Annotated in this window: 12 protein-coding genes; 7 read left to right on the forward strand and 5 right to left on the reverse strand. The window is 68.8% G+C overall.

Annotated features, from left to right (window positions below; genetic code table 11):
* Positions 1–413 precede the first annotated feature (413 nt).
* Positions 414–758, reverse strand: coding sequence for a DUF2249 domain-containing protein (locus G9V96_RS07930; RefSeq protein ID WP_168582543.1), 345 nt, complete (start codon positions 756–758; stop codon positions 414–416).
* 259 nt (positions 759–1,017) lie between these two features.
* On the opposite strand from G9V96_RS07930, the gene G9V96_RS07935 reads away from it, so the two are divergent.
* Genes G9V96_RS07935 through G9V96_RS07945 form a run of 3 tightly spaced genes read left to right on the forward strand, consistent with a single transcriptional unit; the run spans position 1,018 to position 3,356 of the window.
* Positions 1,018–1,623: a CBS domain-containing protein gene (locus G9V96_RS07935; RefSeq protein WP_168582544.1), complete on the forward strand. Its 606-nt coding sequence runs from the start codon at positions 1,018–1,020 to the stop codon at positions 1,621–1,623.
* Complete coding sequence (locus tag G9V96_RS07940) at positions 1,620–2,483, forward strand: DsbA family protein (RefSeq protein WP_168582545.1); 864 nt, start codon at positions 1,620–1,622, stop codon at positions 2,481–2,483. The genes G9V96_RS07935 and G9V96_RS07940 overlap by 4 nt, the downstream gene beginning before the upstream one ends.
* Positions 2,484–3,356, forward strand: coding sequence for a cytochrome c biogenesis CcdA family protein (locus G9V96_RS07945; RefSeq protein ID WP_226913223.1), 873 nt, complete (start codon positions 2,484–2,486; stop codon positions 3,354–3,356). It begins immediately after the preceding gene.
* Between the two features lie 36 nt (positions 3,357–3,392).
* Here the strand turns inward: G9V96_RS07945 and G9V96_RS07950 are convergent, their stop codons facing one another.
* Genes G9V96_RS07950 through G9V96_RS07960 form a run of 3 tightly spaced genes read right to left on the reverse strand, consistent with a single transcriptional unit; the run spans position 3,393 to position 6,297 of the window.
* Complete coding sequence (locus G9V96_RS07950; RefSeq protein WP_210424360.1) at positions 3,393–4,037, reverse strand: NifU family protein; 645 nt, start codon at positions 4,035–4,037, stop codon at positions 3,393–3,395.
* Between the two features lie 14 nt (positions 4,038–4,051).
* Positions 4,052–6,001, reverse strand: a complete 1,950-nt coding sequence (feoB, locus tag G9V96_RS07955; protein WP_168582546.1) for a ferrous iron transporter B — start codon at positions 5,999–6,001, stop codon at positions 4,052–4,054.
* On the reverse strand, positions 5,998–6,297 hold the full coding sequence (locus G9V96_RS07960; RefSeq protein ID WP_226913224.1) for a FeoA family protein: 300 nt from the start codon (positions 6,295–6,297) through the stop codon (positions 5,998–6,000). The genes feoB and G9V96_RS07960 overlap by 4 nt, the downstream gene beginning before the upstream one ends.
* 470 nt (positions 6,298–6,767) lie before the next feature.
* On the opposite strand from G9V96_RS07960, the gene G9V96_RS07965 reads away from it, so the two are divergent.
* The 4 genes from G9V96_RS07965 (at position 6,768) to G9V96_RS07980 (ending at position 11,247) form a co-directional block, all read left to right on the forward strand.
* A complete protein-coding gene (locus G9V96_RS07965) occupies positions 6,768–7,409 on the forward strand; it encodes a hypothetical protein (protein ID WP_168582548.1) in 642 nt (213 codons plus the stop codon).
* The gene (locus G9V96_RS07970; protein ID WP_168582549.1) at positions 7,406–8,509 is read left to right on the forward strand and encodes a hypothetical protein; all 1,104 of its coding nucleotides are present in this window, start codon (positions 7,406–7,408) and stop codon (positions 8,507–8,509) included. Before G9V96_RS07965 ends, G9V96_RS07970 begins: the two co-directional genes overlap by 4 nt.
* On the forward strand, positions 8,506–9,438 hold the full coding sequence (locus G9V96_RS07975; RefSeq protein ID WP_168582550.1) for a S24/S26 family peptidase: 933 nt from the start codon (positions 8,506–8,508) through the stop codon (positions 9,436–9,438). Before G9V96_RS07970 ends, G9V96_RS07975 begins: the two co-directional genes overlap by 4 nt.
* A 231-nt stretch (positions 9,439–9,669) precedes the next feature.
* Positions 9,670–11,247 (forward strand): cation:proton antiporter family protein, encoded by a 1,578-nt coding sequence (locus tag G9V96_RS07980; RefSeq protein WP_168582551.1) that lies wholly within the window; start codon positions 9,670–9,672, stop codon positions 11,245–11,247.
* Between the two features lie 34 nt (positions 11,248–11,281).
* Here G9V96_RS07980 and G9V96_RS07985 read toward each other — a convergent pair whose 3' ends face one another.
* On the reverse strand, positions 11,282–11,695 hold the full coding sequence (locus G9V96_RS07985; RefSeq protein WP_168582552.1) for a hypothetical protein: 414 nt from the start codon (positions 11,693–11,695) through the stop codon (positions 11,282–11,284).
* Between the last annotated feature and the right edge of the window lie 514 nt (positions 11,696–12,209).

Genomic DNA, 12,209 nt, shown 5'->3' on the forward strand with positions numbered 1-12,209 from the left:
CCGGCTCACCGCCCCGCCGCATACACCGGGCACCGGGCACCGGGCACCGGGCACCGGGGGCAGGCGAGGTTGCTATTCCGGCTAGGTCGGCGCCGTTACAGCGCTGAAGCAGCCTGGCGCACTCGGTGATTGGCATTGTCTCCAGGACGCCGCCGGACGTGGCCCCTGTTCCACGTCCGGCGCGCTCCCCCGGGAGCCGCCGGTTCTGGCCCGGCGAGACGCCTGCGCCGCGATAGGCGCGTGGCAGAGACCAAGGGCCTCTACAAGCAAGGAACTTACGGGGATCTGACCTAAACCGGATCCACCCCAGGGATGAACCTGACACCGACGTAAGTCGCACATACCCAGCGACCAAAGTCCGGGCACCAACCCGCAGCTAAGGCGGGTTCAGCTAACCCTTAACCACATTCGTCTCAAGCGGCCGCAGAACGGGAGAAGGTGGCGTGCCACTCGAGCTCGGCCACCTCCTGCACGGCCACGCTGTACTCCCCCGGAAGTCGCGATTCCAGCAGCTCGGCGATGGGTGAGGGGTCGGTGACGCCGATGATCTTCACGCTGCCGGCAGCCGGGAGGCCCATGAGCACGCCGAAGATCGCCGACTGCCGGATCGTCGGGTCGATCGCCCGCGCGTCGAGCGTGGGGACATAGCTGCCGCCACCGCACATCCCACCGCAGCCGCCGCCGCCGCAACCGCCGCCGTTGTTCTCAGCGGACTTGGCGCCGCCGCCGCAACCGTGCCCGTTGGTGTGCTCGCTCATAGGAAACTCCTGTCGATGCGGGTAAGGCCAGACCCCCATTCTGCTGTGTCCAGCCCGGCGTGCACGACCGGTCCCCGACCCGGTGCCCACGCAGTGCGTGTCGGCACCCCTGGGGGCGGTATTTTCGGGCGACACGGGCCGAAATCGGCAGCCTGCAGACTGCCAGCCGGCACCGCGGGAAGGCCGCCTGTCAGACTGGGGAGCACACGCGCGTCCTACGCGCCGTACGCAGGATGCGAGACAGCCCCCAGGAGTTGCCATGTTGGTCCGCGAGATCATGACTTGCCCCGCTCTGTCCATCCACGCCGACGCCGACCTCGACGCTGCAATTCAGCTTCTGGCCGGCAAACGGGTCACCGCTCTCCCCGTGGTCGACGAGCATGAACACCTTGTCGGGGTGCTGAGCGAGATCGACGTCTTGCGCCGGGCGGTCGAGCCCGACACGCGCGCGCACGCGATCCCGGTGCAGCAGACCGCGCCGCTGCCCAAGACGGTGTCCGAGATCATGACCACCTCGCCGCACACCACGACCGAGGGCGCTGACGTCACCGACCTCATCGAGCTGTTCACAAAAACCAGCGTCAAGAGCCTGCCGGTCGTTCGCGGCCCCAAGCTCATCGGCGTCGTGAGCCGCAGCGACATCATCCGCGCCCTCTGGCGCACCGATGCCGACCTGCTGGATGACCTGCGCTCGGCCTTCCACGACTACGGCCAGGACTCCTGGAAGATCTCCGTCGAGCATGGCGTGGTCAAGGTCGGCGGTGTCGGATCGAGTCGTGAGCGAGACATCGCTGCGGCAATCGCCCGCTCGGTACTCGGCGTGCGCCGGGTCCACGTCATCGAGCCCGAAGACCCCGCGGCGTGACGCCCCCCTCATCGGCGCACGACGCCCCCGACGAGCAGGCAACCTCCCAGGTCGAACAAGAGCCCACAGTCGTGACCGCAGCGGGCAACCCCCGCGCATCGTCCTCCCGGACGGCGATGTGGGTGGCGGTCATCGCGGTGATCGCACTGGTCACCGGGGTTATGGCATTCGCGGCCGGGCGACGCGCAGGCGATGCAGCGGATGCTCCCGCGGTCGCGGCCAGCGCGACCAACGCGCCCACAGAACCGGGTGCGCCCCCGGCGGGCGAGGCCGGAAATCCCTCGGAGGATGAGCTCAACGCAATGCTGGCCAAGCTGCCCCGCCGGGACCCCAACGATCCGATGGCCAAGGGCCGGCCCGACGCCAAGGTCGTCCTGATCGAGTATTCGGACTGGCGTTGCCCCTTCTGCGCACTCTGGGCACGAAACACCCTCCCGGCGCTACAAACCCACCTAGAAGACGGCACCTTGCGGATCGAATACCGCGACATGCCTATCTTCGGGGAACAGTCCGAGGTCGCCGCGCGCGCCGGACGTGCCGCCGCGACCCAAGGCCAGTTCTGGCCCTTTTACGACGCCGTCTTCGAGGCCGCGCCCGAGCGAGGCCACCCCAATCTCGACCAAGCCAAGCTGCGCGAACTGGCCCAGAAGGCAGGCGTGCTCGACCTCGAGCGGTTCGAGGCCGACCTTGCCGACGCCAAGACCGACGAGGGTATCGAGCGCGATGTCGCCGAAGCCCAACAGTTGGGCGCGCCGCGAAGCGTGCCGCTGTTCATCGTCGGCGATGAGGCCCTGATGGGTGCCCAACCCACTGAAGCCTTCCTGGCCGCCATCGAGCGGCAGGCCGCCAAGGCCGGCTGAGTGGGTACCGGATTGGGCATCGGCGACATCGGATACGCCGCGGCGTTCCTGGGTGGAGTGGCAACCTTGCTCAGCCCGTGCGCCGCAATGCTGCTGCCAGCGTTCTTCGCTTACGCCTTCACCTCGCGCACGACCCTCATCGGTCGAACGGGCCTGTTCTATCTCGGGCTCCTGACCACCCTGGTTCCGCTGGGTGCGCTGGCGGGCAGCCTGGGCGCTCTGCTCGTCGAGCACCGCCCGAGGGTGGTTCTGGTGGTCGGAGTCCTGGTGATCATCTTCGGGGTACTGCAAGCCGGCGCAATCCCGCTACCCGGTTTGACGCGGCGCCAGTCGCGCGGAGCGGACTCCGCCAGCCCGGTCTCGATCTACCTGCTCGGCACCGCCTACGGGATCGCCGGCGTGTGCTCGGGGCCGATTCTGGGTTCGGTGCTGGCCGTCGCAGCGCTGGGAGGGGACGTGCTGTACGGCGGGATCCTGCTGGCCGTGTACGCCGCGGGAATGCTGCTGCCGCTGCTGCTGCTAGCGCTTGCCTGGGACCGCTTCGACCTGGGCTCGGCGCGCTGGCTGCGCCCCCGGCCGGTGCGGCTGGCGCTGCCCGGAGCCCATGTCGAAACGACCGTCGGCAACCTGGTCTCGGGAGGCTTGTTCGTTCTCGTGGGGCTGGTGCTGGTGTTCACCGAGGGCACCGCGGCTCTGTCCGGGGTCCTGGGCGTGCAAGCTCAGCAGTCCCTGGAAGTAGCCACCCGGCAGTGGGCTGCGCGGATCCCTGATCTGGCGGTCATCCTCGGTCTGGCCGTGTTGGCTGTGCTCGCAGTGGTGGTCGCCGCCCGCAGCCGTCGGCGCCACCAGCAGACGACAGACCGCCCGCTGTAGCGCCGAACGGCACTAGCAACGGGCGGTCTGGCTAGCTCAATCGGAACCGCGCCGAAGACTGGGCCACGGGGCTTTGCGCCCCGGCGAAGGCTCGGCCTCGATCTGACGCACCTGCACCACTTGCGGGCAGGCGGCCCGAAGGTCGGCCTCCACTCGAGTGTGCAATGTGGAGCTGGCGCCCGAGCAGTGGCCGCAGGCCCCGGTGAGGCGCACATCGACGCGGCCATCCTGAACCTGGACCAACTCGATGTGGCCGCCATGCGAGCGCACATACTCACCTGCCGGGCCCTGGATGACGCACTGGGCAGCCCAGGCCAACTCCCGGTCGCTGTCGTTGTAGGCAACCTGGGCCGCGCGATCTGCTTCAGGAGACAGCGCATCTGCACTGTTTTGCCCCGATTGGCGAACGATCCATCCGTCGGCGTCGGCCAGCGCCGCCGTCAACGCCGTCCGTACGCGCGGGCCCAGCTCCCGCCAGGAGCCACCTTCGGGCAGCGTGATGAGCACGGCTGCCGGCTCGACCCGCATCCCGGCCAACTCACCGGTGCTGAGCAGACGCCCCAGCTCGCCAGGTGCCTGCGACACGTCGCCGCGCACCGGCAGCGCCCCCGGCGGAGTCACCCACCGAAGCTGCAACGGCTCACCGGGCACCGATTCCGGGTGTACGGGAATGAGTTCCATCGTCGTTCCTTCGCTCAACCCGTCCATGCGGAGACGACGAGCCGGGCCAGATAGCCCAACCCCCAGGCGAGAGCGAACATATACCCGAAGGCAATCGCGGGCCACTTCCAGGAACCGGTCTCGCGTCTCATCACCCCTACGGTTGCCATGCACTGCAGGGCGTAGAGGAAGAAGACGAGCAGCGCGGCGATCGTCGGCGGCGAGAACAGTGGCTCACCGGCGTGTTCACCGTCTGCCACGGTCATGTTGGCCAGCGCGTCGCCGGGGTTATCCGGATCGCTGGCCGCGGCAACCTGCCCCAGGGTCGCCACGAACACTTCGCGGGCCGACAACGACGCCAGGACACCGATGTTGATGCGCCAGTCGAAGCCGAGCGGTTCGAAGACCGGCTGGGCCACCCGTCCGAGGGAGGCTGCGTAGCTGTTGTCGAGCACGTACTCGGCCACGACGCCTTCGTCGTTGACGTCGATCCCGGCAGCGGACATCTCCGCAGGCGAGCGGGCGGGCAGGTTGAGCAGCAGCCACAGGATGATCGTCGTGGTCAAGATGATGGTCGTGACCTTGCGCAGGAAGGCCCGGCAGGAGTCCCACACGGCCAGTCCGACCGAACGAAGGCTGGGCACCCGGTAGGTCGGCATCTCCATGTAGAACGGCAGTACCGGTCCACGCCGTTCGCCGAAGCGCTGGAAGACCCACGCGGCGGCCATCGCCGAGACCGCCCCGGCCAGGTAGAGGGCGAACATGATCGTGCCTTGGGCGCCGAAGGGCCCGAAGGTGGCCTCGCGGGGCACCAGCAGGCCGATGAGCAGCACATAAACCGGCAACCGGGCCGAGCAGGTCATGAGCGGCGCGGCCATCATCGTGGAGATGCGGTCCCGCGCCGAAGGCAGCGTACGGGTGGCCATGATGCCCGGGATCGCGCAGGCCACGCTGGAGAGCAGGGCCACGAAGGCTCGCCCTTCCAAGCCCGCCCGGCTCATCACACGGTCCATGAGGAAGGCCGCCCTGGACATGTATCCGACGCCCTCCATGAGGGAGACCAGGAAGAACAACAGGGCGATCTGCGGGAGGAAGACCAGCACGCCTCCCACCCCACCGATGAGCGCGTCAGACAGGAAGCTGGCCAGCCACGGGTTCGTGACGTGCTCGGCGACCAGCCCGCCAAGGGCGGCGAAGGCCGACTCGACCAGGTCCTGCAGCGGCGCCGCGACAGTGAAGATCGTCTGGAAGAACGCGAACATCACGGCGAAGAAGACCAGCGTTCCCCACACCGGGTGCAACAGGACCGAATCGATGCGCCGGGTGCGCTGGTCGGCTTGCGGAACTGTGTAGCGCGCAGAGCTGAGCACGGAGTCGATCCACGAGGTCAGCTCGGCTGGGTCCGTGGGCGGGGGCACAACCGGGGTGGGCCAGGACCGGGCATCGGCCAGGCGGCGTCGCAAGTCCGCCAGTCCGGCGCCACCGCCCACCACCGGGACGACCGGCACCCCGAGCGCCCGTTCCAGCGCGGCTAGGTCCAAAGCGCCACCGCGGCGTTGCAGTTCGTCACCGAAGGTGACCACCACGGTGCTGGGCAAACCAACCTGCAGGACATGGGCGAGCAGCCCCAGGGAGCGACGCAGAGTCGTCGCATCCAGCAGCACCAGCAGCGCATCTGGGGTCTGCGTCGCGGCGTCCTCGGGATCGAGCACGTCGATGACGACATGCTCGTCCGGGCTGATCGGGTCCAGGCTGTAGGTGCCCGGCAGGTCCTCGATGAGCAGGTCCTCACCATCGACCCGGCATAGTCCTTCGTAACGTGCCACGGTCACGCCGGGATAGTTGCCGGTCTTGGCCCGCAGCCCGGTCAGGGCGTTGAACAGAGTCGTCTTACCGCTGTTGGGGCTTCCGACCAGCGCGATCCGGGCTTTGACCGGGTTCTTCAGCGTCGCGGAGCCGCCCCCGTGGTGTTCGTGTCCGCTCATGAGTCGATCGCTACGCAGATGGACTCGGCCTGGCGGCGGCGCAGGGCGATCTCAGTGTCGGCGACACGGAAGATGAATGGGTCCCCCATCGGGGCACGGCGCAGCAACTCGATGTGCGCGCCTGGGGTGAACCCCAAGTCGAAGAGGCGGCGCGTCGTCTCGGTGCTCATGCTGTCGCGGAATCCGAGCAACGTCGCGCTCTGCCCGACGTGCAGCGCGGCCAGCGAACCCGCTGCGGCGCCGGGCCGGCGCCACCAGCGGCGTTCTCGTTCGAGCCCGGCGGCAGGAGTCGGCACAGGCGCCGACTCAACGACTCGGGCGGATAGCGATGATGACAACTGCGACATTTCAGGTCTCCGACCAGGTTTGGGTCAGCTTGCACGGAACTCCCGGCGGCACTTTGAAACAGGCCGCACAGGGGCAGCAAGGATCTCATAGCTGCAGGCAAGGCTAACCTCAGGCATTTCCATTTTCTACCGTGTTCCTCGTCACGGAACAGAGCGCACCTGGCGACAGCAGCGGGGCAGCCCTAGCCAGGCCTGCCGACCAAGCCCCGGAAGTTGCGGCGGCCGGCCCATTCGCCTGCTCCCGCGCGGGCCCTATGGGGCTGTTTGCTGCGATTGCGGCCGCCCACCGCCTCCGACCTCGAGCTGACCCCCGCGCCGCCGCGATGGGTCAATTTCGTTGGCTCGCAAGATTTTCGGACCAAGAAGCGCTCAGGATCGCCCGGCCGGCGCCGATTCCTCAGGGGAGCGAAGGAGGTGCCGTGCCGACCCCGAGGACACGGATGATTCGCGCCGCCGCCGCGGCTGCCCTCGGTGTGGCCTTTCTCGCCGGATCAACCCCGGGCTACGCCGCCTGGCAGCAGGCGCACTCCGCTCGCGACCTGCAACAGCAACCCACAGGTCTCGACCTGGTGGCCGGGCAGCGACGTCTGCTGCTGACCCGCTCCTACGCCCAGAAGCCGGTGGACATCAGCGCTAACCCGGCCGCGTACCGATTCGTTGTCGGCGACTCCCTCACCGTGGAACTCCCGGTCACCCTCTACGTCGGCCAGGACATGCCGCAGGCGGTGCTGGCGGTCCAGGTACCCAAAGCCAGCGGCGATTCCCGCCTGGCCGAGGAATTCGCCGCCACCGCGAACACGCTGGAGATCCGCCCCACGCAGGGAGCCCCGGCGTTGGCCGCGGTCACCGGTAACACGATGGCCCGCAAGGTCACCCCCGCCGCGCACGGACATACCTACCTCGTCAGATGGAGCACCCGCACCCGCCCCACCCGCGACGGTAAGACGCCACGCACCGGCGACGCGGCGAACCTGTGGGGTTCCGGGGCGCCAGCCCTGCAAGGCGTGGCGGTAGGGGCACGCCCGATGACGATCACCCTGGCACCGGAGGCCACCCCATGAGTGCGACGGCCACCCGAGGCAGCATCACCCGGCGGCAGGCCCGCCGCCGCCAACTGCGGCGCACCCTCATCACCCTGGCTGCGGTGAGCGTCCTTGGCACCTCCGCCCGGGCGCTACCCGCAGCCCCGCAACCGGCGCCGCAGACCACCCCGGGTAGCGCGGGCAGCGCGGCCTCGGTCCGCACGGTCGTCCCTGCGATCCACATGGGCAGCGCCGCGATCGATCTGAGCACCCCCGCTGGAGCCCAACCTGAGCGGGTGCTGCTCACCGGCCGCAGCGGTATCCCGCTGGCCTACCGACCAGCCGCACTCTCCGTGGCGCCCGGCCCCGGAATGAGTACCGCCGAGACCCGCCGGCTCCTGGACGCGGGCGGGCTACGGGTCGATTACGCGGCGGGCGCCACCACCTGCGGCAAAGACCCCCGCTGGGGCTTGCCGCTGACCCCCACCCACCTCGACGCAGCCGGGGCCCCCACCCCGACCACCGCCGAAAAACTCGCCGCCGACACCTCGGCGCAGGTCTGTGTGAAGACCTCCTCGAAGCTGTCCCAGGCTCAACTGATCGGCGCTTTCGCCGGCCGCAGCCTGCTGCTGCGCACCCGCTGGGACTCCACCACCCCGGCACCGTCTACCTGGTCGGCGACGACGATGTGGGAGGTGCCTTATGTCGTGCCGTTACCTCCGGCGCTGGCACCCAAGGGCAAACCCGCCTGCGCCCCCGCCCGAAAACGCAGCCTGAACATCAACTGGGCTTGGCCGAATGCGACTGCGCCACCTGCCAAGTCAGCCATCAGCCGGTGGTCGATCCTAGTCAGGCCCGCAGTCGGTAAGGGCGAATGGAAACTGCTCGCCGACACCCGCGGCGGCAGCGCGGATCGATCCGAGCGGGTGTACGCCGCCGCCTTCCGGGCCGCCAAGTTGGCGCCGGGCGACTACGACCTGGCTGTGCGCGCCTACCCCTTTGCCAAGGACACCACCCGCTATGTCGACTCCGCCAACACCTGGCGGGTGAGGGTGCCGAAGAGGGGGGCCCCGACCTGCGGACCGGTGGGTACCAACGACACGGCGCTGGTTGCCGGGTACGGGGGGTTGCTGCAGTGAAGACTGTCCTGCGCGCCATCGTCTCGACCGTGGCGCTGATCGTGCTGATCCCGCTGGTGCTCATGCCCGCTCTGGCAGGCTGGGTGGTGCTCCCGATCACCTCGAGCGCCCTGGAACCGCAGATCCGGGCAGGCAGCGTCGTGGTGGTCGATCCGATCGATCCGCAGGCCGAGGGCGCCCCGAGCGTGCAGGTAGGCGACGTGGTCACCTTCACCCCGCAACTCGGATCGTCCGAGTTGGCGACCCGGCGGGTGGCCTCGATCGCGGACTCCCCTGACGGGCGACGTCTCACCTTCGCCCCCGGCGGTCGTAGTTCCGCAGATGAGCTCTCGGCGCAAGCCGGGCAGGTGCGGGCGCTGGCCCGCTACCACCTGCCATATGCGGGGACAGTGTTGTCGTGGGTGCCGCCCACCCACCGTCCTTGGTGGGCTCGCGCCCTGGGGATCTTGGCGCTGTCCTACGCGGCGTGGCAACTGTGGCGGCGACGCGAGGAACTGCCGAACCCCGAGGGAGGCCGGGACGAGGCCGTCGGCCCCCACCAGGCCCGCCCGAGTCGCAGCGCCGCCCGTCGCGGCCGCCGCGAGGTGCGGCGGGATGCACGTTCCCGGGCGACCGCATCTGTGCGATCCACTCCTGGCGTCGCGGCCCGGCTGGATGCCTTGGCCGGGTTGCTGTTGTCGGCGCGGCGCAGCTCCGGCGGGCGACACCGCGCCACCCCCGAGCAGATCGTTGCCAGCGTGCGCGCCCAGGAAGCGGACGTGGAACGGGTGAGCGCCCAAGGGCTGCAGGCGGTGGGCGTCGCCGACCCAGGCAGACACGAACCAGGCGGGGCCGCCTCGAACGCCGATGAACCAGGCCGTCCAGGCCCCAGTCGGCCACGAACTGGACTCACCGAATCGGGCGGTCGCGGCGCAGGCCGCGCTGAATAGCGCCGCAGGCACAGGTCCCGGTCCAGACCTGGGCTCGGGTACCCACCGGCCCTGAGCTGGGCACCTCCGCTCGCCTCCAGGGGCCTGTCTGCCCCGGGGCCCCCGACAGCCCCGGTTGCGCAACCCGGGGGTGGGGGCGCGGCGGTGGATCGCTCACCGACGATCGCCCGAAATGTTCCCTGCGCCGCCTTCGGTAAACTGATCCTTCCCCACGGCCAGAACGGAGCACCAATGCAGACTGCGGCGGTCATTCTGTCCGTCACCTTTGCGTTGGGATACCTGGCTTCACGGCTGCGGCTGCCCCCACTCGTGGGTTTCCTGGCCGCAGGGTTCGTGCTGAACGCGCTCGGGCTGCAGCAGGTACCGGTGGTGGATGTCCTGGCCGACCTCGGGGTGACCCTGCTGCTGTTCGGTATCGGGCTCAAGCTCGATATCCGCAGCCTGTTGGGCAAAGAGGTGTGGTTGACCGCAACCCTGCACATGTTCGCGAGCGTGGCCATCGCGATGGGGTTACTCGCAGCCCTGTCGTGGACCGGGATCGCGCTCCTGGCCGGAACATCGGCCGGGACCTGGGCGGTACTGGGTTTGGCGCTGTCCTTTTCCAGCACGGTCTTCGTGGTCAAAGTGCTTCAGGAACGCGGCCAGAGCCACTCCTTCTACGGCCGGCTCGCTATTGGAATCCTGGTCATCCAGGACATCGTTGCGGTCGTCTTCCTCACCGGTTCCAGCGGCACGCTGCCGAGCCCGTGGGCGTTTGCCCTGGTGCTGTTGTGGCCCGGCGCACGCCTCTTCCGGCGCGTGTGGGGCCGGTTGGGGCACGGCGAGATGCAATCCCTCTTCGGCATTCTCATGGCTTTGGTGCCCGGTTACCTGCTCTTCGACCTCGTAGGGCTCAAAGGTGACCTGGGGGCGTTGGTGGTCGGTTTGCTCCTAGCCAGCCACCCCTCCTCCTCGGAGCTGTCCCGGGCACTGTTCCACTTCAAGGAGTTGCTGCTGGTCGGGTTCTTCGTCTCTATCGGCCTGGCCGGTGGGCTCCCCTCCGGGGAAGATGTCCGCCTCGCGCTGGCGCTGTTGTTGCTGCTGCCGATCAAGGCGGCGCTGTATGCGGTGCTGTTGTGGCTGATGCGGGTGCGTCACCGCACGAGTCTGCTGACGGCTTTCTCGCTCATGCAGTTCTCCGAGTTCGCCCTGATCGTGGTGGCGGTCGGTGCCGGCGCAGGGCTGGTCGAGCAGCGTTGGCTGCTCGTGGTCTCGGTGGCGCTGTCACTGAGCTTCGTGGCCTCGGCCGTGGTCAACGCACTAGGGCAACGATTCATCGAGCGGCTGGCTGCCCGCGCCCCCCGTCAGGACCCGGCACGCCTACACCCGGAGGACCGTCCAGCCGACATCAGCGGCGCTGAGGTCATCGTGCTCGGCATGGGCCGGGTGGGACGCTCCGCCTACGACCGTCTCGTCGGCGAATACGGCATGAAGGTGACCGGGGTCGACACCGACAGCACCCGGGTGGAACGGCTCAGCGAAGAAGGGCGCTGCGTCGTCGAGGGCGACGCCAGCGATGCCGAGTTCTGGAACCGGCTGATCGGACGCGACACGGTGCGCTTCGCCGTCGTCGCGATGCCCCGTCACGGCGCCAATCTCTCTGCGGTGCGGGCGCTTCGTGAGGGTGGTTTCACCGGCCCGATCGCGGCGGTGGCCCGGTACAACGACGAGGTCGCTCAGGCACTCACGGACGGAGCTGACGCGGCGTTCAACGTCTACACCGGGGCCGGCCTGGAACTGGCCGATCAGGTGATGCTGCACAAGCGTTGACCACCGCTGGCGGCGCCCCGCACCCGGGGCAGTCCTACAGCAGTGAGTCCGGCCCGAGCAGCGCCAGTTCACGCCCCGCCAGGTAAGCCAACGCAAGATCGAGCAGTTCCCCGGAGACGGGGTTGCCGACCTGGCACGTCTCGTACGCGGTGTAAACGTCCTCCAGGTATTCGATGGAGACGTCCTCGCGGTCGCGCAGCGGTCCGACCATCCGGTCCGCGGCAAGCTGCAGCGCAAAGAAACTCAGCAAGATCCCGCTCTCAGGCACGCTCTGCGGCAGTCGTTCCCCGGTGACGACATGCACAAGGTGCCGGTCGGAGTCGGTGAGGCTGTCCAGCTCCTCCTGCCCCACCCGCATCCAGCGCACATCCCCCGCGATGCCACGACCAAGGTGCAACGAGGCGGCCCACAGCAGTGGGCTCAAGTCGAATCCGACACTCATCGTCATCGACGTCCTCTCTTCTCAGGGGCCTTCGGCGGCCGGTTGCGCACCTATCGGCAGGGCAGCGCCCAGCCTGAGGATGACTCTGCCTGCTGTCATCGACCAAAGATCGTTGTGCAGCAACGAAGTTGGTCAATTTCGTACCAATGATCAGTCAAGAGCCGAGGCCCGAGGCTCCGACACGACTGCCGAGTGAACCCGAGCAGCCATCCGATGGTTCCCGGCGACGCGGCCCATACATAGTGATCCTCGCCACCATGCAGGCCCGCGCCGGGGGCCCTCATGCGCACCCCACCGCGGCGGGTGGGCTAGCTGGACTATGGCAGCAGCGGAATCCGCACCCAGGAGGCCTCGAGAGGTTCACGCTCAGGGCCCTGCCGGTAACCGGCTTAGCCCAGCCAGGACGAGTAGTCGGTAACGGCTGCGCTCCCCCTCACCGGTGGGACCAGCCTGCCCTGGGGCGGCGCACCCGAGCCCCACCCCGCGCGCGGACCGTCGCTTCGCCCGGCGCTCATCCACA

The organism is Gephyromycinifex aptenodytis, from assembly GCF_012277275.1.
In the GTDB taxonomy this organism is placed as follows: domain Bacteria; phylum Actinomycetota; class Actinomycetes; order Actinomycetales; family Dermatophilaceae; genus Gephyromycinifex; species Gephyromycinifex aptenodytis.